This is a genomic window from uncultured Tessaracoccus sp., assembly GCF_947286155.1.
GTDB lineage: Bacteria > Actinomycetota > Actinomycetes > Propionibacteriales > Propionibacteriaceae > Arachnia.
This window is the reverse complement of sequence record NZ_CAMYPD010000027.1, coordinates 1-21,472: the sequence shown is the minus strand read 5'-3', so window position 1 is coordinate 21,472 and position 21,472 is coordinate 1. Positions and strand designations below refer to the sequence as shown.

Below are 21,472 nucleotides of genomic sequence, written 5' to 3'. Positions count from 1 at the left end.
ATCACGGTTGACCGCCGCTCGGCCCGGCTTCGATGGCGAGGCGTTCGTCGAGTGTGGGCAGGTAGTAGAGCGCCAGCGAGTCAAGAATGCGCTTGACCTGGGTGAGCGACGCCTGACGCTCGCCCTCCGTCGTGGCCCCGGCCGCGAGGCGCGCGGCCTTGCCTGCCCGTCGGGCATCCGAGCGAGCCTGCTCAGGCAGATGCTCAAAACCGAGCCGCTCAGCGTTCGCCTGGGCGACGTTGAAGCTCACCTCCACATCCGAAGCGAGCGCGTCGAGCTGGTCAGTATCTGTGGCGTCGGTGGCGTCGTCGAACGCCACGAGCGCAGCCTCGAATTCCGCCGTCGCGGGCACGGCCTGGTCGAACAGTGCCGAGCACTCGATCCGGTAGGCGATGTCTTCGCGCAGTTCCAAGTAGTGCGTGCGGATGGCATTGACGCGTTGGAACACCAGCTGACGACGGTCTGCATTCGCCGACGGCGGCACCCACAGCTTGCCCTGCTCGAGGGTGATCGCGTAGGGGTGGATGGTCTCCATCGTGATGCCCAGCTTGTCTGGTGCCATGATCTGCGCGTGGTTGCGCGATTTCCAGAACCGACGAATCGACTCACCCACCCCGCCGCCGGCCAGGAAAACGAAGTAGAACATGGATTTAGGAACGATGGCCATTGCGAGTGTGATGGTGAGCGTGGTGGCCAACAACACGACGAGGTTGCGTGTCGAAAAGAGCTTGTCTTCACTCCAGATCACCGTCGGGATAGCCAACGCCCGGACAGCATCGTCGTCTGTCCCATCGTCTAAGAGCAGCTCCGTACCGGTCTTGCCGATGGTTTCGCTGGGCTTCACATCCTCCGTAAAGCGCGCGCCGTTGGTGCGTTGCATCACCAGCTTGACGTCGTTGTCAGTCCAACGGCCTACGTCATAGTCTCTTTGAGCATCCACGACGATGGCGTCGACGTTGGTGTAGAGCAGGCAGAAGCCGGGCTCGAACTCTCCCCACGTTGCATGCACCGGGATGAGCTGCCAGGTGTCGACCATCACGCCCTCCTTCCAGGCAGCTGGAGCGGAGCGCGTCCGGTGATGGCCTTGCGAGCCTGCGCGCCAGAGGGAAGGTAGTAGAGCGCCAATTCGTCGAGGATGGCGACGGCGCGGTCCAGCGCAGCGGCACGTTCCGCGTCGGTGGCCGATTGGTCCGCAGCCAGCCGTGCCGCCTTGAGCGCGGTGCCAGCCCTCTCCCGAGACGCATCGGGAATGTGCTCCATCCCGATGCGCTCAGCGTTGGCACGGGCTGCGTCGAATGTGGAGCGCACCTGAATAGCGAGTGCGCGACGCTCCTCGTCGCTCAGCATGCCGTCATTGTTGTCCCACTGGAGGAGCGCCAGCGTGAAGGCCTTCGACGTGGGCTCGTGCGGATCAAACAGCGCGGGGCATTCGATGCGGTACACCACGTCGCTGAGTAGCCTGCCGTATTCGGCCTTCACATCGTCGACGTCCACCGCCTGCGGTAGCGCGGGCAGTTCGAACTGCTCGGCGGTGGTGATCTCGTCGTTCTTCCCCTGGCGAACCACCCAGGAGCGCGAATAGTTTCCCTTCTTCGCCGCGTCGTAGCCAATCACCACCGCGGCAACGCCGATACCCATGATGAGAAACCGCAGAAAACCGAGGGACTCCCACGCAATGCCGACGATCGCCAGCGCCCCACCGATGATGAAGGGGATGAGGTTCAGCACCTGGCGTGCGTGATTGGTCTTGGCGACGATGATCCCTTGCTCCACTGCAAAGGCACGCAAGGGCCGCAACCCCGCCGCTGCCGCCACCGCCTGACGCACCGTCTGCGTGCGCGGAAAACCCCACGCATCGCGTTTCCGGCCGCTCGGGAGGTATGCGATGAAGAGGTTTCGATCGTTACCGGTTCGGTACTCGAAAAAGACACGTCCCTGATCGGTTTCTACCAGGAGCCGACGAGGTGCTCGCTCCAACGGCGTGGTGAGGGGTATCTCCTCCAAGTGCATTCCCACACTGTAACGAACGCGACGCGCAAACAAGTGGGGCCGAGGCCCGCAGGCCCCAGCCCCACCGATGTGCAGGAAGCGACGAATTAGCCCACCGAGTTCACGGCTTCAAGCTTCTTCGGCTCGTCCTTGTACACCTCTTTCGCATTCTCCTTGGTGGCGACGATCGGCTCCAGCAGGAAGGACGGCACGTCCTTCGTGTTGTTGTTGGACTGGTCGGTGCTCACCTGAATGCCGTTCAGCTCCTTGAGATCCTTCTCGCCGGAGGCCAGCTTGATGGCGAGATCAACCGAGGTCTGCACCAGCGGCAGTGTGGGCTTCGAGATGGTGGAGTACTGCTTGCCCTCCATGATCCACTTCAGCGACTCAATCTCGGAGTCTTGGCCCGTCACCACAGGCTGCTCCTTACCGGCCTGCTGCACGGAGGTCAGCACCGCGCGAGCGAGCGTGTCATTGGGGGAGAGGATACCGTCGGGCACCTTATCGCCGGGGTAGTTCTGCGACAGGATCGCATCCATACGCGACTGCGCGTTCTTCGGGTCCCAGCCCTGGGTGGCGGCCTGCGACTGCTTCGTCTGCCCCGAGCCGACGGTGATGGTGCCGTCGTCGATCTTCGGCTGCAGCACGGACATACCGCCTTCGAAGAATCGCGACGTATTGGAGTCGTCGTTGGAACCAGCGACGAGCTCGATGGTGTAGGGGCCGTCGCCCTTCTGCTTCTTGAGGCCTTCGAGCAGGGCCTCGCCCTGCTTCACGCCCACTTGGTAGCTGTCGTAGGCGACGTAGTTGTCGACGTTCTCGGTGTCCATGAGGAGGCGGTCGTAGGCGATCACCGCGATGCCGTCGTCCTTGGCCTTCTGGAGCTGAGTGCCGAGCGAGGTGCCGTCGAGAGCGCCAATGATGAGCACCTTCACGCCGGAGGTGATCATGGCGTCTACCTGGTTCTGCTGTTCAGCGACGCCTCCGTTGGCGAACTGCAGCGTGCAGTCGAGCTTCTTCTCCTTGCAGGTTTCCTGGAAGAAGCCCTCGGCCTCCACCCAGTTCTCCGAGGTCTTCTGCGGCAGCGCGATACCGACCTTCACGTTCTCAGCGTTGCCGCCCCCGCCCTGGTCGGAACCGTTGCCGCCATTGCCTGCGTTGCCGGCATTGCCGCCTCCGCAAGCGGCCAGGGAGAGTGCCATGGCGCCAGCCGCGCTGATGGCTGCGATGGACTTGAGGATCCGCATGTTGTGTACCTTTCTGTTGGATCCGGGTAGATGTGCCTAAGCCACGTCGGGCTTCTCGGCGACGGGCTCGGCGGTTGCCTCGCCCTGGGTAGCGGGTCTCTTCTTGAGGAGATGCCCGATGATGGATGGTTTGCCTTGTAGCTTCGAAATGACGTCGAAGGCAACAGCGAGTAGCAGCACGAGGCCCTTGATCATCTGGGTCCAGTCCGCGCCGGCACCCATGAGCTGCAGGCCGTTGTTGAGGAACGCCATGACCAGGGCGCCGACCATCGTGCCTCCGACGGTGCCGATGCCGCCCCACACGGACGCTCCGCCAATGAAGACCGACGCGATTGCATCCAGCTCCCACATGTTGCCGTCGAAGGGGGTCGACGCGGTGGAACGGCCGACGAACACCATGCCGGCGATCGCGGCGAGCACCGAGGAGTTGAACATGACGAAGAAATTCACCTTGCGCACCGAGATACCGGTGAGTGCGGCAGCCGTGCGGTTACCGCCGACGGCGTACACGCTCCGGCCGAGCGGTGTGTTGCGCGCCAGGAAGTTGTAGAAGAGGAAGAGCACGATCACCAGCACGCCAGGGATGGGGAACGATGTGCCGGGGCGCCCCGTCGCGAATACCCAACCAAGGCCCAGGAGCACCGCGCACGCGAAGACGATCTGCGTCCAGTGCGCCCAGGCGGGCGGCACCTCGGCACCAGCGCGCACCAGCTTCGCACGGCTGCGCATCTTCAAAGCGGTGAACAGCAGTGCCGCGCCCACGGCGAGGATGACCGTCGGGGAGTTAATAATCCAGTTGCCCGTCTCGATGGGAGGCAAAAAATTTAGGTAGCCGGCGCCCAGCTTGCGCACTTCTTGAGGTACGGGAATCGAGTTGGAATTGCCGATGTACTGGTTGAGGCCTCGGAACATGAGCATGCCCGCCAGGGTCACGACGAACGCGGGCACCCCGACGATCGCCACCCAGAAGCCGTGCCACAAGCCGATGAGCACGCCGACGCCGAGCCCGCCCAGGATGCCGACCCACCATGGCAGCCCTATCGACGTGGTCAGCACAGCGAGCACGATGCCGACGACGGCGGCGACGGATCCGACGGAGAGATCGATGTGCCCGGCGATGATGACCAGCACCATGCCCATCGCCAAGATGAGCACGTAGGCGTTGCCCGAGATCACGTTCTGCAGGTTCTGTGCAGACAAGACGGTGCCGCCGGTGAGCACTTGGAACAGCACAATTTCCAGGAGCAACACCACCACCATGGCGAGCTGGCGGAAGTTACCGCCGATGAGTTGCTTGAGCTTCTCCAACATAGTTGTGCAATGCCTCCAAAATCAGACTGTGGCGGGGCGTGCCGAGGTGGGGTTGATGAGGCGCATCAGGGATTCCTGATCGGCGTCTTGGGTGTCGAGGCAACCGGTGACGGCGCCTTCAAAAATGGTGTAGATGCGATCAGTGATGCCGAGCAGCTCGGGCAGCTCGGAGGAGATGACGATGACGGCTTTGCCGTCCGCCGCAAGCTTGTTGATGAGCTGGTAGATCTCGAATTTGGCCCCGACGTCGATGCCGCGCGTGGGCTCGTCGAGGATCAGCAGCTCTGGGTCGCTGTAGATCCACTTCGCCAGCACTACCTTTTGCATGTTTCCGCCCGACAGCGTCGCAACGGGGGTGTCGACGGTGGGGGCCTTGATGCGCATCTCTTCGCGGTATTGGCGCGCTGTGGTGCGCACGTGGTGCCAGTCGATGCTGATGCCACCTTGGCAGGCCTTCTTCAGCTTGGATGACACGACCTGGCCTTTGATGTCGTCGAGTAGGTTCAGCCCCTGCGTCTTGCGGTCCTCGGGCAGGTACGCGATGCCGGCGTTGATCGCAGCGGGAACGGAGCTGGTGTCGACTTCCTTGCCGTGCATCAGCACCGTGCCATGCTGGAATACCCCGTACGAATGCCCAAACACGGAGCGCGCAAGCTCGGTGCGGCCGGCGCCCATGAGGCCTGCGAGCCCCACCACTTCGCCGGCGCGGACCTCGATGTTCGAGCCTTTGCAGATGAGTCGGTCTTGGATGGTCGGGTGGCGCACCGTCCAGTCGCGCAGCTCGAAGAGGGGTTTGCCGATGTGGGGTTCGCGGTCGGGGAAGCGGTTGTCGAGGGGGCGGCCCACCATGAGGCGGATCACGTGGTCTTCGTCCACCTGGTGGTCGGTGATGTGCATGGTTTCGACGGCTTTGCCGTCGCGGATGACGGTGATGTCGTCGGAAATCTCCGCGATCTCATTGAGCTTGTGCGAGATCATGATCTGCGAAATGCCGCGCTCGCGCTGGGCGCGCATGAGGTTCAGCAGGTGCGCCGATTCCTCTTCGTTGAGCGCCGAAGTCGGCTCGTCCAGGATGAGCAGGCGCACGTCTTTGGAGAGCGCTTTCGCGATCTCGACGAGCTGCTGTTTGCCGACGCCGATCTCTTTCACCGGGGTGTCGGGGTTGTCGTCGAGCCCCACCTCTTCCATGAGTCGCTTCGCCTCTCGACGGGTCTGCGTCCAGTCGATGCTGAGCCCCCGACGACGCTCGTTGCCCAGAAAGATGTTCTCCGCGATGGAGAGCTCGGGGATGAGCGCGAGCTCCTGGTGAATGATGACGATGCCCTTAGCCTCGGAATCGCGGATGGTAGCGAACTGGCACTCTTCGCCGTCGAAGATGATGCTGCCTTCGTAGGAACCGTACGGCCACACGCCGGAGAGCACCTTCATCAACGTGGACTTTCCAGCACCGTTTTCGCCGCAGAGCGAGTGGATGGTGCCTTCCTGCACTTCGAAGCTCACCTCGTCAAGTGCTTTTACACCTGGGAATGTCTTGGTGATGCGCTGCATCTCGAGGATGGCTTTGCCTCGTTGCATGGTGTCCACGGTGACCTCAAATAAAATGCGTCGTTGAATTGGCCGCGACATACGCTAGCGGACGCGTGGACCAAAGTGGAACGCATCGGCAGATTGTTATGAACTCTTGCTGTGATGCGGATGCGACGGAGGGCAGCTGGAAGCAGCGCTAGATCTTGCCGATGGCAGTCTTCTTCTCTGCCTGGAACTCATCCTCGACGCGGCCGAATGCCCAATACCCCGAGATGCTCAACCGGTCGGCAGGCACATTGCGTTCCTTGAACACCGCGCGGAGCGCCTTCATCGCGCCGCGCTCTCCGTGAGCGAAGACGCTGATGTCACCGAAGGCGTCCCAGGGGAGTGCGGCGACGAGCTGCGCTAGCCGCTGCTCGTCGTATGGGTCGCCATCGCGAGGTGCCCACCGCACTTCCACGCCGTCGGGTGCGTCCAACTGGTGGGTGCCGTGCCCAGTCTCGATAATGACCAAGCCGCGCGCGCGTTCGTCAAGCCGCTCGAGGCCGGCGGCGATCGCTGGCATGGCTGATTCATCACCGACGAAGAGGTGGAAATCGGCATCGGTGGCTGGTGACCATTTCCCGCCCGGCCCTCGCGCGAGCACCTGCTCACCTGGCACGCAGCGCGTCGCCCACGGGCCTGCCAAACCCTCGGAGCCGTGCACGAGGAAATCGACGGTTACCTCACGTGCGTCTGCGTCGTAGCGCCGTACGGTGTAAGTGCGCAGTGTGGGGCGCTGCTCAGGAACGTGCTGTAGGGGGCCGTGCTCGTCGAACAAGAATTTGAGATATGAATCGGTGAAGCCGGTGTAGTTGAACTGATCGACGGAAAAGACGATGCGAATCATTGAGTCGCAGAGCTGTTCTTTTCGTGCGACGGTGAGCCGGGCGATCGCAGGTTGAGGGCGCGCAGGGTTGGTTGCGGCAGGCATAGGTTTCTCCATGGTGACGACTAGCTTACATAATAAGCAAGGGTTTTGTTTCTGAATTGTGTCCATGGAGGGATGGTGCGCGAACCCACGCGGTGGATACTCTCGTAATACTTCGACGAAGGGAACCGTAATGAGCTATCCACCTCAGCAGCCGTGGAATCAAGGTGGGAACAACTATCCCCAGCAGCCCCAGCAATGGGGCGGTCAACCGACGGGTCAGCCGTCAGCGCCGCAGTGGGGTGGGCAGCCGACTGCGCCAGCCTCGGGGCAGCAATGGGGAGGCCAGCCCGGTGGTCAGCCGTCGCCGCAACAGTGGGGCGGACCACAGGCGCCTCAAGGGGGACCGCAGCAGTGGGGCCAGCAGCCGCAACAGTGGAACAGTCAGCAGTGGGGAAAGCCCGCACCGCAGAAGTCTAAGACTGGTTTGTGGATTGGCATAGGCGTCGGTGCCGTGCTGCTCATCGCCATCATTATCACGCTCGTGTTGGTGCTGGGTGGCGGCAAGTACGCCGGCAAGGAGCGCCCTTCGCTACCCAGCGAGTTCGGTGGCTGGTCAAAGACCGATGATGGCGAGGGTCTCGGAATCTCGATTGGCAACGTGTACGAGAAAGACGACAAGCAGGTGCTGGTTGACGAATTCGACTTCAAACTCGACGACGACGGCGAGCCTGACGTCATTCAGGACGAAAACTTCGACGAGGCGAAGTTCGAGGAGACCAAGCCCGCCAAAGGCGTCGTCTGCTACAGCGGTGAGCATGAGGGCGTCAAGGGTACTGCCTGCGCCGTGATGTACGAGGACAAGAAGGGGTTCTCCGTCGTAGCATTTGATGCCGGGTCCGGAAGCGGCGCGGCGTCGAAGGCCGACGTGGAGCAGGCCGCCACGGAACTCTCAAAGCAAAAGTGACAAGCGGCCCCGTCGAGGAGATGCGCGCCTCGACGGGGCCGATTTGGTGTGTGTGGGGCGTTCGTGCCAAGATAGTCAGGTTGCTCCGCTGAGCGGTGACCATTTTGTGGGCTATTTTTCCGCTGGCATGGTCGGGCAAACACCCAGTGTTTGGAAGGCCTTCTGAGTTCGGAAGGCGGTTTTCATCCGGGTGTGAGTGCGACACTCCCGTCCGCGGGGGTGGGGGCGACAAGGGGTTTTACCCCAGCGAACTCCAGTTCAATAGGGACGAGAAGAAGGAACAACTGTGGCGGGACAAAAGATCCGCATCCGGCTGCGGGCGTATGACCACGAGGTCATCGACAGCTCGGCGCGTAAGATCGTCGATACTGTGACTCGCACCGGTGCCCAGGTGGCTGGCCCCGTGCCGCTGCCCACCGAGAAGAACGTGTTCTGTGTTATTCGTTCGCCCCACAAGGACAAGGACAGCCGCGAGCACTTTGAGATGCGCACGCACAAGCGCCTCATCGACATCCTCGACCCCACTCCGAAGACGGTCGACTCGCTCATGCGCCTTGATCTTCCTGCGGGCGTCGACATCGAGATCAAGCTTCCGTGAGGTGTCAAGCATGAGTGAACGAATTGTGAAGGGCATTCTGGGCACCAAGCTCGGCATGACCCAGATGTGGGACGACGACAACAAGGTCGTTCCGGTAACCGTGATCCAAGCCGGCCCGTGCGTCGTGACGCAGGTCCGCACCCCGGAGACCGACGGGTACTCCGCCGTGCAGCTCGGGTATGGCGCATTGAAAGCCAAGAAGGTGACCAAGCCGGCAGCCGGCCACTTCACGAAAGCCGACGTGACCCCGCGCAAGCACCTCGTCGAGCTCCGCACTGCCAACGCGTCTGAATTCACCCTCGGTCAGGAACTCACCGCCGATGTCTTCGCCGACGGCGACATCGTCGACGTGACTGGCACCACGAAGGGTAAGGGCACTGCTGGTGTGATGAAGCGCCACGGCTTCGCCGGTCTGCGCGCCTCGCACGGTGTGCACCGCAAGCACCGCTCTCCTGGTTCCATTGGCGGTTGCTCCACCCCTGGTCGCGTGTTCAAGGGCCTGCGCATGGCTGGCCGCATGGGCAACGACAAGGTGACTGTCCAGAATCTTAAGATCCACGCCGTGGACGCCGAGCGCGGTCTGCTGCTCGTGCGCGGCGCGATCCCCGGCAACAAGGGCTCGCTCGTCGTCGTGCGCAGCGCAGCCCGGAAGGGTGACGCAGCATGAGCACCAACAATGTTGACGTGATTGATGTCAAGGGCAAGAAGGCCGGCTCGGTCGAGCTGCCCGCTGAACTGTTCGATGTTCAGACCAACATCCCCTTGATCCACCAGGTCGTGGTAGCCCAGCTGGCTGCCGCGCGCCAGGGTACGCACAAGGTGAAGGGCCGCGGCGAGGTTCGCGGCGGCGGCAAGAAGCCATGGCGTCAGAAGGGCACCGGTCGTGCTCGTCAGGGCTCCATCCGCGCACCACAGTGGACGGGCGGTGGCGTCGTGCACGGCCCGCAGCCCCGCGACTACGCCCAGCGCACGCCTAAGAAGATGGTTGCAGCTGCGCTCCGCGGCGCTCTGTCTGATCGCGCTCGCGAACAGCAGGTGTTCGTCGTGAAGGAGCTCGTCGCTGGCGAGAAGCCGTCGACGAAGGCCGCGCTGGCCACGCTCGCGCAGTTCGGCGAGATCGACAAGGTGCTCGTCGTGCTCGATCGCTTTGAGGAAGTCGCTTGGCTGTCCGTCCGCAACGCGGTACAGGTGCACGCCATCCTCGTCGATCAGCTGAACGCCTACGACGTGCTGGTCAACGACAAGGTCGTGTTCTCTGAGGCTGCGCTCGCCGCGTTTGTCGCCGGTCCTAGCAAGGGCAAGTCGGTGAAGGCGGCAGCCACGTCGGCCGAGGCCGCTGACATCGAAACTTCCGCTCCGGCTCAGACCGAGCAGGGCGACGACGACGCCTCCGCCGATGGCTCCTACAAGGGCGATAACCCTCCGGCAGGCTACGACATCAAGGGCAATGCCGACTCCGGCAAGTTCCACACCCCCGAGTCCCCGTGGTACGGACGCACCAAGGCTGAGGTCTGGTTCAACAGCGTCGAGGCCGCCGAGGCTGCGGGCTTCGTGAATGCCGTCTCGAACAACTCCGAGGAGGAGAAGAAGTGACCGGTCTGAAGATCCGCAACCACCGAGACATCATCCTGCGCCCCGTCGTGAGCGAGAAGAGCTACAACCTGCTCGACGAGAACAAGTACACGTTCGTCGTAGCTCCCGACGCCAACAAGACCGAGATCAAGATCGCCATCGAGGAGATCTTCGGCGTCAAGGTCCTCAGCGTGAACACCGCCAACCGCCAGGGCAAGACCCGTCGTACCCGCTACGGCATGGGCAAGACCGTCGACACCAAGCGTGCGATCGTCACCTTGGCTGAGGGCGACCGCATCGACATCTTCGGCCCGACCGAGTGATCGAGCGGCGAGGAAGGAACTGAACTTTCATGGGTATCCGCAAATACAAGCCGACTACGCCGGGCCGTCGCGGTTCGAGCGTCTCGGACTTCGCCGAGATCACTCGCTCGACGCCGGAGAAGTCGCTGCTCGTTGCTAAGACGAAGACGGGCGGTCGCAACAACTCCGGGCGCATCACGACGCGTCACATCGGCGGAGGTCACAAGCAGGCGTACCGCCTGATCGACTTCAAACGTTACGACAAGGATGGCGTGCCCGCCAAGGTGGCACACATCGAATACGACCCGAACCGTACCGCGCGTATTGCCCTCCTGCACTACGCCGACGGTGAAAAGCGCTACATCATCGCCCCGAACGGTCTCCAGCAGGGCGCGCAGGTGGTTGCCGGACAGGGTTCTGACATCAAGCCGGGCAACAACCTCGAGCTGCGCCAGATCCCCGTCGGCACCGTTGTGCATGCTGTGGAGCTTCGCCCCGGCGGCGGCGCGAAGCTCGGTCGCTCGGCCGGCGCGTCCATTCAGCTCGTCGCTCGTGAAGGCAAGCACGCCACGCTGCGTATGCCGTCGGGTGAAATGCGCATGGTCGACGTTCGTTGCCGCGCCACCATCGGTGCCGTCGGCAACGCTGAGCAGGCCAATATCCACTGGGGTAAGGCCGGGCGTAACCGCTGGAAGGGCATCCGCCCGACTGTCCGCGGTGTCGTGATGAACCCGGTCGACCACCCTCACGGTGGTGGCGAGGGTCGCACGTCGGGTGGTCGCCATCCTGTCTCGCCTTGGGGCCAGAAGGAAGGCCGCACTCGCAGCAAGAAGAAGGCGAGCAACCGCATGATCGTCCGCCGTCGCAAGACCGGCAAGAAGCGCTGATAAGGGAGCCTGAACAATGCCACGCAGTTTGAAGAAGGGCCCCTTCGTTGACGACCACCTGATGAAGAAGGTGGACGCTCAGAACGAAAAGGGCACAAAAAACGTCATTCGTACCTGGTCCCGGCGCTCCATGATCGTGCCGGACATGCTGGGTCATACCATCGCTGTCCACGACGGCCGCAAGCACGTCCCGGTGTTCGTCACCGAGTCGATGATCGGTCACAAGCTCGGCGAGTTCGCCCCCACGCGCACCTTCAAGGGGCACGTGAAGGACGACAAGAAGGCGCGCCGGCGCTAAGGCAATTCGAGAAATAGGGAACTGATTTATGAGCAACGAAAACGGCTTGAGCCGTCGCCGCGAGGTCCTGCTCGGGGATCGTCCTGGCTCGTACGCCATTGCGCGCCACGTCCGGATGAGCCCCCGCAAGGTCCGACGCGTCGTCGACCTGGTGCGCGGCATGGACGTCAACGACGCCCTGACCGCGCTGAAGTTCGCGCCGCAGGCAGCCTCTGACCCGGTGTACAAGGTGGTGGCTTCTGCCGTCGCCAACGCCGAGTCCGCTGAGGCCCTGCGCGCTGATGATCTCTACATTTCCAAGGCGTTCGTCGACGAAGGTGTCACCCTTCGTCGGATTCGCCCCCGCGCTAAGGGTTCGGCAAGCCGGATCCTCAAGCGAGGGAGCCACATCACCGTCGTTGTCGAACCCCGCGAGTCGAAGGAGGATTGATCGTGGGACAAAAGATTAATCCAAACGGCTTCCGGCTCGGCGTGACGTCCGATCACACCACCCGCTGGTTCGCTGATAAGGACTACGCCACACTCGTCGGCGAAGACGTTAAGATTCGCGAATGGCTCAAGGAAAACCTGGAGCGCGCTGGCATCTCGTCGATCGAGATTGAGCGCCGCTCCGAGCGTGTCACCATCTTCCTGCACGCCGCCCGCCCGGGCATCGTCATCGGGCGTAACGGCGCGGAGGCAGAGCGCGTGCGCGGCGAGCTCGAGAAGCTCACCGGCAAGCAGGTGCAGCTCAACATCCTCGAGGTGAAGAACACCGAGACCGACGCCCAGCTCGTCGCCCAGGGCATTGCTGAGCAGCTCAGCGCACGTGTCGCGTTCCGACGCGCCATGCGCAAGGCGCAGCAGTCGGCCATGCGTGCTGGGGCCAAGGGCATCCGCATCAAGTGCTCCGGACGTCTCGGCGGCGCGGAAATGTCTCGCTCGGAGGGATACCGCGAGGGTCGAGTTCCGCTGCACACGCTGCGCGCGGACATCGACTACGGATTCTTCGAGGCCCGTACCACCTTCGGTCGCATCGGCGTCAAGGTGTGGATCTACAAGGGCGACGTCACTGGCACGCGCGCCGAACGCGCAGCCCAGAAGGCCGCCCGTAACCAGGCCCCCGGTGGCCGCCAGCGTCCAGGCCGTCGCCCGGGCCGCGGCGATCGTGGGGATCGTCCCGAGCGCGGCGGACGTCGTCGCGCACAGGCCGCGGCGCCTCAGGCCGAGGCTGCCGTGAACGAGAACGCAGGAGCCTGACATGCTGATTCCACGTCGAGTGAAATTCCGCAAGCAGCATCACCCTAAGCGCAGCGGCGTCGCCAAGGGCGGCACCAAGCTGGCCTTCGGTGACTACGGTATCCAGGCGCTCGAACCGTCGTACCTGACCAACCGTCAGATCGAGGCTGCACGTATTGCAATGACCCGTCACATCAAGCGTGGCGGTAAGGTCTGGATCAACGTGTACCCGGACCGCCCGCTCACCAAGAAGCCGGCTGAAACCCGCATGGGTTCCGGTAAGGGTTCTCCCGAGTGGTGGGTTGCGAACATCCAGCCCGGACGCGTCGTGTTCGAGCTCTCGGGTGTCGACGAAGCCGTGGCGCGTGAGGCAATGCGCCTCGCCATCCACAAGCTTCCTTTCAAGGCACGTTTCATCAAGCGCGAAGCAGGTGAGTTCTGATGAGCAACGCACTGAAGGCCGCCGAACTGCGCGGCATGAGCCGTGACGCTCTCAACGAGAAGGTCGTCGAGCTGAAGCAGGAGCTGTTTGGGCTGCGCTTCCAGGCCGCCACCGGCCAGCTCGAATCTCATGGGCGTCTGCGCGAAGTCCGCAAGGACATCGCCCGTGTCTACACCGTGCTCCAGGAACGCAACCTGGGCATCGTCGAAGAGCCCTCTGAGGAGAAGTGATGACTGAACAGAACACCCAGGTCGAGCAGACCGAGGAGCGTGGCCGTCGCAAGGTCCTCACCGGCGTCGTCGTGAGCGACAAGATGGACAAGACGATCGTCGTCATGGTGGAAGACCGCGTGAAGCACCCGCTGTACGGCAAGGTCATCACCAAGTCGGAGCGCCTCCAGGCGCACGACGAGGAGAACACCGCTGGCATCGGTGACCGCGTGCGCGTCATGGAGACCCGCCCGCTGTCCGCCAAGAAGCGTTGGCGTTTGACCGAGATCGTGGAGCGAGCAAAGTAGTCTGCGACTCAACACAACTGTCGACGGTGGCTCGTCCCTCTCCTAGGGGCGGGCCACCGTCGCGTTCCCGCGCCTTCAAACGATGGTGCTGTGCAGATGTATCAATCGGGGTATGGCGCAGAATTATTGATGAATTATGGCGATAAGGGCGATGTGATTATACTTCACCGTGCGTAGACCGATTGAGGAATCAACTGTGGTGTTGGTCCTCGCGTCGCGCCAAGTGGAGGAGATCAATGAAGACCAACAGATTCAAAGCAGTGCTCGCAAGCCTGGCAGCCGCAAGTCTCGCACTCGTTGGGGCGTGCTCGTCGGGTGGCTCCGGAGGGGGTTCTTCAGCAGCGCCTGAGAGCTCCGACGACGCCTCGTCCTCGCAGGAGAGCGAAGCACCAGCGTCGGACTACCCCGATCTGAAGGGCAAGACCCTGAACGTCGTCGCTGCATGGTCGGGTGACGAGCAGAAGAACTTCGAGAAGGTCCTGGCGAAATTCCAGGAGCTCACCGGCGCCGAGGTGAAGTACGAGTCGTTCGGCGATAACGGTCCTACCTTCATTCAGACCCGCCTGGAGGGTGGAAACCCGCCCGATGTTGCGGTCATCGCCCAGCCTGCGCTGCTGCAGAGCCTCGCCAAGGACGGCAACATCAAGCCGTTGGCTGATGATGTGCAAGCCCTCGTTAAGAAGAACTACTCGGAATCGTGGATCGACCTCGGTAGCGTCGAAGACAAGAACTACGGCGTCTGGTTCAAGGCCGCCAACAAGTCGACGATGTGGTACAACACCACCATCTGGGATGAGGCTGGCGCTGATCCGGAGAAGGCCGCAGAAGACTGGGACGCCTTCGTGGAGCAGCTGGGCCTCATCCGCGACGCGGGCTACGCAGGCATCTCCGTGGGCGCTGATAAGGGCTGGCCGCTCACCGACTGGTTCGAGAACGTCTACCTGCGTGTAGCGGGCCCTGAGAAGTACGATCAGCTCACCAACCACGAGATCCCCTGGACCGATGATTCGGTGAAGGAGACCCTCGAGATTCTCGGCAAGCTGTGGGGCTCCGACGTGGTGCAGCCCGGCGGTGGCCAGCGCGACTTCCCAACCAGCGTGACCGAGACGTTCGGCGCTGATCCGAAGGCAGGCACCGTCTACGAGGGCGACTTCGTCGCGGGCAACATTGCCGCGGACGGCAACTCCACCGTCGGCGAGACTGCCAAGTTCTTCGACTTCCCGTCGGTGAAGGGCTCCTCCCCGGCCGTCATGGGAGCCGGTGACGTCGCGGTGCAGTTCACTGAAGATGAAGCAGCCAACGCGTTCATGAAGTTCCTCGCATCGCCGGAGTCCGCGGCTGAGTGGATCCCGAACGGCGGTCTCACGTCGCCGAACAAGGCCGTCGACACGTCGCTGTACCCCGATGAGACCTCGAAGCAGATCGCCGAGGCGCTGGTGAACGCGGAAGACTTCCGCTTCGACATGTCCGACCTCACCCCGTCGGCATTTGGCGGTACAGAGGGTCAGGGCTTCTGGCAGGAACTCATCACGTTCTACGAGAACCCGTCCGACGTTGCAGGCGCCATGCAGCGGCTCGAAGCCGCAGCGGTGTCCGCATACAAGTAAATGACAGATTCACCCCGAACGGCAGGTGGGCGCACCGCCTCACGGCAACGATGGTCCCTGAGGCGGTGGCTCACCGTCGCATCGTTCCTGCTCCCGGCAATGGTGATGCTGGGGGCACTCGTGGTGTACCCCGTGATCTTCACGGTGGTGCGCTCGTTCTACAGCAAGTCGGGTGACGAATTCGTTGGTTGGGACAACTACGTCACGATGTTCACCAACGAGACCACCTTCATGGCCATCCGCAACAACATCTTGTGGGTACTCGTCGCACCCGCAGCATGCACCATCCTTGGCCTGATTTTCGCGGTGCTGCTGGACAAGATCCGGTGGAAGACGGCCTTCAAGCTCATCGTGTTCATGCCCATGGCTATCTCGATGCTGGCCGCCGGCGTGATCTTCCGCTCGATGTTCCAAGAAGACCCGAAGCTGGGCACAGTGAACGCGGCGGTGGTGGCCGTCGACGGATGGTTCAACGACGCTGCGCACTATCCAGGCGCGAAGCCACGCAAGGACGTAGGGATCGCAGCGGAAGCGGGGATCATCGCCTCTGATAACCAGGTGCGCGCCGGTGAGGTGCAGCATTTCCCCCTGATCGCCATCAAACAAGACAACCTTCCCGAAGAGGCGGTGCAGGCCGTCGAAAGCCCGGCACCTAGTGACACACAGATCGCAGGCACGGTATGGCTCGACGTGATCCGCGGCGGCGGGGGAGAACAGGGCCAGATTGACGAGGGCAAGCGCGGGCTGCCCGGCATCAGGGTGGACGCCGTCGATGCCCAAGGTAAGGTGGCCGGCCACGCCAAGACGAATCCCGACGGCACGTTCGTGATCGACGGCTTGGAAGCGGGTAGCCAGTACAAGGTGGCGCTTCCTGCGTCGAACTTTTCGCAAGGCGCTCAGGGTGTGAGTTGGTTGGGTTCCACCTTTATCAATGCCGTCGTGATGCTGTCCTACATTTGGATTTGGGCTGGGTTCGCCATGGTGATGATCGCGTCCGGGCTCTCCGCGATGGACCGTTCGCTCCAAGAGGCCGCGCGGATGGACGGTGCGAACGAGTGGAAGGTCTTCACCAGAATCACTGCGCCGTTGCTCGCGCCGGTGCTCGTCGTGGTGTTCGTCACACTCATCATCAACGTGCTGAAGATCTTCGACCTTGTGTACGTCATTCCGCCGGGCACGTCGAAACCGGCAGCCAACGTGATTGCTGTGGAGATGTGGACGCAGTCCTTCGGCGGCGGACAGCACTTCGGTTTGGGTTCGGCGCTCGCCGTCTTGCTGCTCATCCTCGTGTTGCCCAGCATGATCATCAACGTTCGGCGTTTTAAGGAGGAGCGCTCATGACTTCTCCAGGAACCTTGTCGCGCAAGCGCGACAAGCGCACGCTGCGCTTCGCAGCCAGCGTTGGCAAGGCCGTGGTCAACGTCGTCTTGGCAATCGTGGCCATCTTCTGGATGGTGCCCGCACTGGGGCTGTTGCTGACCTCGCTTCGAAGCGCCGGCGACAACGCCGCCTCCGGATGGTGGACCGTCTTCACGAAGCCTGCGCAACTCACGCTCGATAACTACGCGAACCTGCTGCAGAACCCCACGATCACCGGGTCGTTCTGGAATACCGTCGTCATCGCGGTGCCGTCCACGTTCTTCGTGGTTGTCATCGGTGCGCTCGCGGCCTACGCGTTCGCGTTCCTCAACTTTCCTGGTCGCGACGCGCTGTTCATCGTCGTGGTGATCTTGCTTGCCGTGCCGATTCAGGTGGCGCTGATTCCGCTCGCCGGGCTGTTCGGCGCACTGGGGATTTTCGGCGACGTGCTGGGCGTGATCCTGTTCCACATCGCGTTTGGCCTGCCGTTCGCCATCTTCTTGTTGCGTAACTTCTTCACGCAGTTCCCGACGGAGCTCCTCGAGGCCGCGCGTGTGGACGGCGCCAGCGACTGGATGGTGTTCATCCGCATTGTGCTGCCACTGGGGTTGCCGGCGATCGCGTCACTCGCGATCTTCCAGTTCCTCTGGACCTGGAATGACATGCTCGTCGCGCTGATCTTCACCTCGGGTGACTCCGCGCCGTTGACCGTCGCCATTCAGCAGCAGTTACGCCAGTTCGGATCCAACATCGACGTGCTCTCCGCAGGCGCGTTCCTGTCGATGATCGTGCCGCTGATCGTGTTCTTCGCGTTCCAGCGCTACTTCGTGCAGGCACTGCTGGCGGGTTCGCAGCGCTGAGCCCGGCAGCCCGGCCCGCCAGCGATTAGGCGCTCGCGCCTGGCTGCGTTAACATGAGCAAGTTGCTTTGGGTCTGTGCCCTTTCGAGGGGACCTTTCCCGGGCCGCAACATGGCTCCCACTCTCTCGAGGCGGGGGTTACCTCCTGGCAAAATCCAGGGGGGCCGTTTCTAGTTTCACAAGGCCAGTTCCTGGAACCGGTGGGACAAGGAGAAGTAATGATTCAGCAAGAGTCGCGGCTGAAGGTCGCCGACAACACCGGTGCAAAGGAGCTCCTCTGCATCCGTGTGCTCGGTGGCTCTGGACGCCGCTACGCATATCTGGGCGACACCATCGTCGCCACCGTCAAGGACGCTATCCCTGGCGGCACCGTCAAGAAGGGCGAGGTCGTCAAGGCCGTTATCGTCCGCCAGCGTAAGGAAAGCCGTCGTCCCGACGGTTCCTACATCAAGTTCGACGAGAACGCCGCCGTCCTACTCAGGAACGACGGCGAGCCCCGCGGTACCCGTATCTTCGGTCCCGTGGCCCGCGAACTGCGCGACAAGAAGTTCATGCGCATCGTGTCCCTCGCTCCGGAGGTGATCTGACATGGCGCTCCACGTGAAGAAGGGTGACCAGGTACGGGTCATCGCAGGTAAGGATAAGGGTGTCACCGGCGAGATCATCGCTGTGTACCCGGACGACCAGAAGGTCACCGTGCAGGGTGTGAACGTTGTCAAGCAGCACCGTCGTGAGCAGCAGACCGGCACCGGGCGCAAGATTGAAGGCGGCATCATCACCGCTGAAGCGCCTATCCACGTGTCGAACGTGCAGCTCGTGGTGAAGAAGGACGGCAAGGACGTGGTCACCCGCGTCGGCTACAAGCGCGTCGAAGTCACTAAGACTCGCCCCGACGGCTCGGAGTACAAGTCAGAACGTTCCGTCCGCATCGCCCGCGCTACTGGGGAGGAGATCTGATGACTGAGATGCCCCGCCTGAAGAAGCAGTACCGCGAGACGATCGTTCCGGCGCTGCAGGAAGAGTTCAAGTACGAGAACCCCATGCAGGTCCCCGGCCTGACGAAGGTTGTCGTCAACATGGGCGTCGGTGAGGCTGCTCGCGACTCGAAGATCATCGACGGCGCGATCCGCGACCTCACCGCTATCACCGGTCAGAAGCCTGCGGTGACGAAGGCTCGCAAGTCCATCGCCCAGTTCAAGCTGCGTGAGGGTCAGCCCATCGGCTGCCACGTCACGCTGCGTGGCGATCGCATGTGGGAGTTCGCTGACCGTCTGCTCACCCTGGCGCTGCCCCGAATCCGCGACTTCCGCGGACTCAACGGCCGCCAGTTTGATGGTCAGGGTAACTACACCTTCGGTCTCAACGAGCAGGTCATGTTCCTTGAAATCGATCCGGACAAGATTGACCGCGTACGCGGCATGGACATCACGTTCGTCACCACCGCGACGAACGACGTCGAAGGTCGCGCGCTGCTGAAGCACCTTGGATTCCCGTTCAAGGCCAAGGACGATCCGAAGAAGCCCAAGGCCAAGCGTGGCCCGGCTTACTACGCCAAGAAGAAGAAGTGAGGCTGAGGCATGGCTAAGACTGCACTCAAAGTCAAGCAGGCCCGCAAGCCGAAGTTCGGCGTGCGCGCCTACACCCGCTGCCAGAAGTGCGGACGACCCAAGTCGGTCTACCGCAAGTTTGGCCTGTGCCGCGTGTGCTTGCGAGAGCTCGCGCACGCAGGCGAACTGCCGGGCGTCACCAAGTCGTCCTGGTGAGTCCCACCGTCTAACCAACATCATGAACGCGACAGGTCCTGAAGTTTAAGGAAACCGGCGCGAGAAAGAGGTACAGGTCATGACAATGACTGACCCCATCGCAGACATGTTGACGCGTCTGCGCAACGCCAATCAGGCGTACTTGGATTCGACGTCGATGCCGTCGTCCAAGATCAAGGTCGGGATCGCCGAGATCCTGAAGGCAGAGGGCTACATCTCCGATTTCGAGCAGACCGAGGTTGAAGGCCAGGTCGGCAAGGTGTTGAAGGTGACCCTGAAGTATGGCGACTCCCGTGAGCGTTCCATCGCTGGGCTGCGTCGTATCAGCAAGCCGGGGCTTCGCGTCTACGCGAAGGCGAACCAGCTTCCTCGGGTGCTTGGCGGCCTCGGTATCGCCATCATTTCCACCTCGCAGGGGCTGCTGACCGACAAGCAGGCCAAGGCTCAATCCGTGGGCGGCGAAGTGCTCGCCTACGTGTGGTGACAGGAGGTAGATGAACCATGTCTCGTATTGGTAAGTACCCCGTCACCGTGCCGAACGGCGTTACGGTCACGCTCGATGGACAGCACGTCGGTGTGAAGGGCCCGAAGGGTGAGCTGCAGTTCACCGTCAAGGAGCCCATCACCGTTAGCAAGAACGACGACGGCGCAATCCAGGTGGCACGCCCCAACGACGAGCGCGAAAACCGCTCGCTGCACGGGCTCACCCGCACGCTGATCGCCAACATGATCACCGGCGTCACCGAGGGCTACGAGAAGAAGCTCGAGATCGTCGGCGTTGGTTACCGTGTGATCTCCAAGGGGCCGAAGCAGCTCGAGTTCGCGCTCGGCTTCTCGCACCCCGTCATCATCGACGCCCCGGAAGGCATCACCTTCAACGTCGAGAACCAGACGAAGTTCTCTGTGCAGGGCATCGACAAGCAGCTCGTCGGCGAAACGGCCGCGAACATCCGCAAGCTGCGCAAGCCTGAGCCGTACAAGGGCAAGGGTGTGCGCTACGCGGGTGAGCACGTCCGTCGCAAGGCTGGAAAGGCTGGTAAGTAATGGCTATCTCGCTCCGCACGGGCAAGAAGCTGGCTCCGAAGACCGCGTCGCGTTCCCGTCGCCAGCTTCGCGCTCGCAAGAAGATCACCGGCACCGCCGAGCGTCCGCGTCTCGTGGTTACCCGGTCGCCCCGCCACCTGTACGCACAGGTCATCGACGACGTCCAGGGCCGCACGCTCGTGTCCGCGTCGACGATGGAAGCCGACCTGCGCAACGAGGCCGGCACCAAGTCCGAGAAGGCTGCGAAGCTGGGCACGCTGCTCGCCTCGCGTGCGAAGGACGCGGGCATTGCTGCGGTCGTGTTCGACCGCGCTGGTAACAAGTACACCGGCCGCCTCGCGGCCCTGGCCGATGCCGCCCGCGAGGGTGGCCTCGACTTCTGACCCGACGAAAGAGGAAACGATGAGTGAAACCCAGCAGCGCGGCAACCGCGCAGGTGGTGAGCGTCGTGGCCGTGACGATCGTCGTGGCCGTGACAACAATGCTCGTGATGACAAGAAGCAGTACCTCGAGCGCGTGGTTGCGATCAACCGCGTCGCCAAGGTGGTGCAGGGTGGTCGCCGCTTCAGCTTCACTGCGCTGGTCGTAGTGGGCGACGGCGAGGGCACCGTCGGCGTGGGCTACGGCAAGGCGAAGGAGGTGCCGGCCGCGATCGCCAAGGGCGTGGAAGAGGCCAAGAAGCACTTCTTCCACGTGCCGATGATCCAGCGTTCCATCCCGCACGCTGTGCAGGGTGAGAAGGCCGCCGGCATCGTCATGCTGCGTCCCGCAACGCCTGGTACTGGTGTGATTGCCGGTGGCTCGGTGCGTGCCGTGCTCGAGTGCGCAGGCATTCACGATGTGCTGTCCAAGTCGCTCGGCTCACCGAACGCCATCAACGTGGTGCACGCCACGGTTGACGCGCTCAAGCAGCTCGAACAGCCGGAGCAGGTGGCTCGCCGGCGCGGGCTGCCCGTCGAAGATGTCGCTCCTGCAGCGATGCTTCGCGCCAGTAAGGAAGAGGTGGCGAGCTAAATGGCACAGCTGAAGATCACCCAGTTGAAGTCCGGCGCCAA

Annotated in this window: 29 protein-coding genes; 23 read left to right on the top strand and 6 right to left on the bottom strand. The window is 62.7% G+C overall.

Going from position 1 to position 21,472, the window contains the following annotated elements:
• Window position 1: 1 nt before the first annotated feature.
• The 6 genes from Q0X68_RS08220 to Q0X68_RS08195 form a co-directional block, all read right to left on the bottom strand.
• Window positions 2-1,036, bottom strand: coding sequence for a hypothetical protein (locus tag Q0X68_RS08220; protein ID WP_297750125.1), 1,035 nt, complete (start codon window positions 1,034-1,036; stop codon window positions 2-4).
• Window positions 1,036-2,010, bottom strand: coding sequence for a hypothetical protein (locus Q0X68_RS08215; RefSeq protein ID WP_297750122.1), 975 nt, complete (start codon window positions 2,008-2,010; stop codon window positions 1,036-1,038). The genes Q0X68_RS08220 and Q0X68_RS08215 overlap by 1 nt, the downstream gene beginning before the upstream one ends.
• 86 nt (window positions 2,011-2,096) lie before the next feature.
• Window positions 2,097-3,236: a sugar-binding protein gene (locus Q0X68_RS08210; protein ID WP_297750118.1), complete on the bottom strand. Its 1,140-nt coding sequence runs from the start codon at window positions 3,234-3,236 to the stop codon at window positions 2,097-2,099.
• 36 nt (window positions 3,237-3,272) lie between these two features.
• Window positions 3,273-4,547 carry a sugar ABC transporter permease gene (locus Q0X68_RS08205; RefSeq protein WP_297750115.1) on the bottom strand — a complete coding sequence of 425 codons (1,275 nt, stop codon included), beginning with the start codon at window positions 4,545-4,547 and terminating at the stop codon, window positions 3,273-3,275.
• A gap of 21 nt (window positions 4,548-4,568) precedes the next feature.
• Window positions 4,569-6,122 carry a sugar ABC transporter ATP-binding protein gene (locus tag Q0X68_RS08200; protein WP_297750168.1) on the bottom strand — a complete coding sequence of 518 codons (1,554 nt, stop codon included), beginning with the start codon at window positions 6,120-6,122 and terminating at the stop codon, window positions 4,569-4,571.
• Window positions 6,123-6,270: 148 nt separating this feature from the next.
• Window positions 6,271-7,047, bottom strand: coding sequence for a siderophore-interacting protein (locus tag Q0X68_RS08195; RefSeq protein ID WP_297750112.1), 777 nt, complete (start codon window positions 7,045-7,047; stop codon window positions 6,271-6,273).
• A gap of 130 nt (window positions 7,048-7,177) precedes the next feature.
• On the opposite strand from Q0X68_RS08195, the gene Q0X68_RS08190 reads away from it, so the two are divergent.
• The 23 genes from Q0X68_RS08190 (at window position 7,178) to rpsE (ending at window position 21,431) form a co-directional block, all read left to right on the top strand.
• The gene (locus Q0X68_RS08190) at window positions 7,178-7,951 is read left to right on the top strand and encodes a hypothetical protein (protein ID WP_297750110.1); all 774 of its coding nucleotides are present in this window, start codon (window positions 7,178-7,180) and stop codon (window positions 7,949-7,951) included.
• A gap of 286 nt (window positions 7,952-8,237) precedes the next feature.
• Window positions 8,238-8,549: a 30S ribosomal protein S10 gene (gene rpsJ, locus Q0X68_RS08185; protein ID WP_108870135.1), complete on the top strand. Its 312-nt coding sequence runs from the start codon at window positions 8,238-8,240 to the stop codon at window positions 8,547-8,549.
• A 10-nt stretch (window positions 8,550-8,559) separates the two neighbouring features.
• On the top strand, window positions 8,560-9,216 hold the full coding sequence (gene rplC, locus Q0X68_RS08180; RefSeq protein ID WP_297750104.1) for a 50S ribosomal protein L3: 657 nt from the start codon (window positions 8,560-8,562) through the stop codon (window positions 9,214-9,216).
• Window positions 9,213-10,142, top strand: a complete 930-nt coding sequence (gene rplD, locus Q0X68_RS08175; RefSeq protein ID WP_297750102.1) for a 50S ribosomal protein L4 — start codon at window positions 9,213-9,215, stop codon at window positions 10,140-10,142. The genes rplC and rplD overlap by 4 nt, the downstream gene beginning before the upstream one ends.
• On the top strand, window positions 10,139-10,444 hold the full coding sequence (gene rplW / locus Q0X68_RS08170) for a 50S ribosomal protein L23 (protein WP_297750100.1): 306 nt from the start codon (window positions 10,139-10,141) through the stop codon (window positions 10,442-10,444). The genes rplD and rplW overlap by 4 nt, the downstream gene beginning before the upstream one ends.
• 29 nt (window positions 10,445-10,473) lie before the next feature.
• On the top strand, window positions 10,474-11,310 hold the full coding sequence (gene rplB / locus Q0X68_RS08165) for a 50S ribosomal protein L2 (RefSeq protein WP_108870127.1): 837 nt from the start codon (window positions 10,474-10,476) through the stop codon (window positions 11,308-11,310).
• Window positions 11,311-11,326: 16 nt separating this feature from the next.
• The gene (gene rpsS / locus Q0X68_RS08160) at window positions 11,327-11,608 is read left to right on the top strand and encodes a 30S ribosomal protein S19 (protein ID WP_108870125.1); all 282 of its coding nucleotides are present in this window, start codon (window positions 11,327-11,329) and stop codon (window positions 11,606-11,608) included.
• A gap of 28 nt (window positions 11,609-11,636) precedes the next feature.
• Complete coding sequence (gene rplV / locus Q0X68_RS08155) at window positions 11,637-12,038, top strand: 50S ribosomal protein L22 (RefSeq protein WP_297750096.1); 402 nt, start codon at window positions 11,637-11,639, stop codon at window positions 12,036-12,038.
• 2 nt (window positions 12,039-12,040) lie between these two features.
• The gene (gene rpsC, locus Q0X68_RS08150; RefSeq protein WP_297750092.1) at window positions 12,041-12,847 is read left to right on the top strand and encodes a 30S ribosomal protein S3; all 807 of its coding nucleotides are present in this window, start codon (window positions 12,041-12,043) and stop codon (window positions 12,845-12,847) included.
• Between the two features lies 1 nt (window position 12,848).
• Window positions 12,849-13,268 carry a 50S ribosomal protein L16 gene (gene rplP, locus Q0X68_RS08145; protein ID WP_108870119.1) on the top strand — a complete coding sequence of 140 codons (420 nt, stop codon included), beginning with the start codon at window positions 12,849-12,851 and terminating at the stop codon, window positions 13,266-13,268.
• Window positions 13,268-13,498, top strand: coding sequence for a 50S ribosomal protein L29 (rpmC, locus tag Q0X68_RS08140; protein WP_108870117.1), 231 nt, complete (start codon window positions 13,268-13,270; stop codon window positions 13,496-13,498). Before rplP ends, rpmC begins: the two co-directional genes overlap by 1 nt.
• A complete protein-coding gene (gene rpsQ, locus Q0X68_RS08135; RefSeq protein ID WP_108870115.1) occupies window positions 13,498-13,785 on the top strand; it encodes a 30S ribosomal protein S17 in 288 nt (95 codons plus the stop codon). The genes rpmC and rpsQ overlap by 1 nt, the downstream gene beginning before the upstream one ends.
• Before the next feature lie 236 nt (window positions 13,786-14,021).
• Entirely contained in the window at window positions 14,022-15,392 is a 1,371-nt protein-coding gene (locus Q0X68_RS08130; protein WP_297750088.1) for an ABC transporter substrate-binding protein, read from the top strand.
• A complete protein-coding gene (locus Q0X68_RS08125; RefSeq protein WP_297750086.1) occupies window positions 15,393-16,733 on the top strand; it encodes an ABC transporter permease subunit in 1,341 nt (446 codons plus the stop codon). It abuts the gene before it with no gap.
• On the top strand, window positions 16,730-17,611 hold the full coding sequence (locus Q0X68_RS08120; RefSeq protein WP_297750084.1) for a carbohydrate ABC transporter permease: 882 nt from the start codon (window positions 16,730-16,732) through the stop codon (window positions 17,609-17,611). Before Q0X68_RS08125 ends, Q0X68_RS08120 begins: the two co-directional genes overlap by 4 nt.
• A gap of 217 nt (window positions 17,612-17,828) precedes the next feature.
• Entirely contained in the window at window positions 17,829-18,197 is a 369-nt protein-coding gene (gene rplN, locus Q0X68_RS08115; RefSeq protein WP_108870107.1) for a 50S ribosomal protein L14, read from the top strand.
• Between the two features lies 1 nt (window position 18,198).
• A complete protein-coding gene (gene rplX / locus Q0X68_RS08110) occupies window positions 18,199-18,567 on the top strand; it encodes a 50S ribosomal protein L24 (protein WP_297750079.1) in 369 nt (122 codons plus the stop codon).
• On the top strand, window positions 18,567-19,178 hold the full coding sequence (gene rplE, locus Q0X68_RS08105) for a 50S ribosomal protein L5 (protein WP_297750077.1): 612 nt from the start codon (window positions 18,567-18,569) through the stop codon (window positions 19,176-19,178). Before rplX ends, rplE begins: the two co-directional genes overlap by 1 nt.
• 9 nt (window positions 19,179-19,187) lie before the next feature.
• Window positions 19,188-19,373, top strand: coding sequence for a type Z 30S ribosomal protein S14 (locus Q0X68_RS08100; RefSeq protein ID WP_028705025.1), 186 nt, complete (start codon window positions 19,188-19,190; stop codon window positions 19,371-19,373).
• 79 nt (window positions 19,374-19,452) lie between these two features.
• A complete protein-coding gene (rpsH, locus tag Q0X68_RS08095; RefSeq protein WP_108870101.1) occupies window positions 19,453-19,857 on the top strand; it encodes a 30S ribosomal protein S8 in 405 nt (134 codons plus the stop codon).
• Window positions 19,858-19,874: 17 nt separating this feature from the next.
• Entirely contained in the window at window positions 19,875-20,417 is a 543-nt protein-coding gene (gene rplF / locus Q0X68_RS08090; RefSeq protein ID WP_108870099.1) for a 50S ribosomal protein L6, read from the top strand.
• Window positions 20,417-20,800 carry a 50S ribosomal protein L18 gene (gene rplR / locus Q0X68_RS08085; RefSeq protein WP_108870097.1) on the top strand — a complete coding sequence of 128 codons (384 nt, stop codon included), beginning with the start codon at window positions 20,417-20,419 and terminating at the stop codon, window positions 20,798-20,800. Before rplF ends, rplR begins: the two co-directional genes overlap by 1 nt.
• 19 nt (window positions 20,801-20,819) lie before the next feature.
• A complete protein-coding gene (gene rpsE, locus Q0X68_RS08080) occupies window positions 20,820-21,431 on the top strand; it encodes a 30S ribosomal protein S5 (RefSeq protein WP_297750065.1) in 612 nt (203 codons plus the stop codon).
• Window positions 21,432-21,472 lie beyond the last annotated feature (41 nt).

Coding starts and splice junctions, on each gene's coding strand:
- Q0X68_RS08130 (WP_297750088.1), top strand. CDS start 14,022: ATGAAGACCAACAGATTCAAAGCAGTGCTCGCAAGCCTGGCAGCCGCA.
- rplB (WP_108870127.1), top strand. CDS start 10,474: ATGGGTATCCGCAAATACAAGCCGACTACGCCGGGCCGTCGCGGTTCG.
- Q0X68_RS08125 (WP_297750086.1), top strand. CDS start 15,393: ATGACAGATTCACCCCGAACGGCAGGTGGGCGCACCGCCTCACGGCAA.
- Q0X68_RS08190 (WP_297750110.1), top strand. CDS start 7,178: ATGAGCTATCCACCTCAGCAGCCGTGGAATCAAGGTGGGAACAACTAT.
- Q0X68_RS08100 (WP_028705025.1), top strand. CDS start 19,188: ATGGCTAAGACTGCACTCAAAGTCAAGCAGGCCCGCAAGCCGAAGTTC.
- rplD (WP_297750102.1), top strand. CDS start 9,213: ATGAGCACCAACAATGTTGACGTGATTGATGTCAAGGGCAAGAAGGCC.
- rpsQ (WP_108870115.1), top strand. CDS start 13,498: ATGACTGAACAGAACACCCAGGTCGAGCAGACCGAGGAGCGTGGCCGT.
- Q0X68_RS08120 (WP_297750084.1), top strand. CDS start 16,730: ATGACTTCTCCAGGAACCTTGTCGCGCAAGCGCGACAAGCGCACGCTG.
- Q0X68_RS08195 (WP_297750112.1), bottom strand. CDS start 7,047: ATGCCTGCCGCAACCAACCCTGCGCGCCCTCAACCTGCGATCGCCCGG.
- rplX (WP_297750079.1), top strand. CDS start 18,199: ATGGCGCTCCACGTGAAGAAGGGTGACCAGGTACGGGTCATCGCAGGT.
- Q0X68_RS08215 (WP_297750122.1), bottom strand. CDS start 2,010: ATGCACTTGGAGGAGATACCCCTCACCACGCCGTTGGAGCGAGCACCT.
- Q0X68_RS08220 (WP_297750125.1), bottom strand. CDS start 1,036: ATGGTCGACACCTGGCAGCTCATCCCGGTGCATGCAACGTGGGGAGAG.
- rplV (WP_297750096.1), top strand. CDS start 11,637: ATGAGCAACGAAAACGGCTTGAGCCGTCGCCGCGAGGTCCTGCTCGGG.
- rpsH (WP_108870101.1), top strand. CDS start 19,453: ATGACAATGACTGACCCCATCGCAGACATGTTGACGCGTCTGCGCAAC.
- rpsE (WP_297750065.1), top strand. CDS start 20,820: ATGAGTGAAACCCAGCAGCGCGGCAACCGCGCAGGTGGTGAGCGTCGT.
- rpsS (WP_108870125.1), top strand. CDS start 11,327: ATGCCACGCAGTTTGAAGAAGGGCCCCTTCGTTGACGACCACCTGATG.
- rplE (WP_297750077.1), top strand. CDS start 18,567: ATGACTGAGATGCCCCGCCTGAAGAAGCAGTACCGCGAGACGATCGTT.
- Q0X68_RS08205 (WP_297750115.1), bottom strand. CDS start 4,547: ATGTTGGAGAAGCTCAAGCAACTCATCGGCGGTAACTTCCGCCAGCTC.
- rpmC (WP_108870117.1), top strand. CDS start 13,268: ATGAGCAACGCACTGAAGGCCGCCGAACTGCGCGGCATGAGCCGTGAC.
- Q0X68_RS08210 (WP_297750118.1), bottom strand. CDS start 3,236: ATGCGGATCCTCAAGTCCATCGCAGCCATCAGCGCGGCTGGCGCCATG.
- rplR (WP_108870097.1), top strand. CDS start 20,417: ATGGCTATCTCGCTCCGCACGGGCAAGAAGCTGGCTCCGAAGACCGCG.
- rplC (WP_297750104.1), top strand. CDS start 8,560: ATGAGTGAACGAATTGTGAAGGGCATTCTGGGCACCAAGCTCGGCATG.
- Q0X68_RS08200 (WP_297750168.1), bottom strand. CDS start 6,122: ATGCAACGAGGCAAAGCCATCCTCGAGATGCAGCGCATCACCAAGACA.
- rplP (WP_108870119.1), top strand. CDS start 12,849: ATGCTGATTCCACGTCGAGTGAAATTCCGCAAGCAGCATCACCCTAAG.
- rplF (WP_108870099.1), top strand. CDS start 19,875: ATGTCTCGTATTGGTAAGTACCCCGTCACCGTGCCGAACGGCGTTACG.
- rplN (WP_108870107.1), top strand. CDS start 17,829: ATGATTCAGCAAGAGTCGCGGCTGAAGGTCGCCGACAACACCGGTGCA.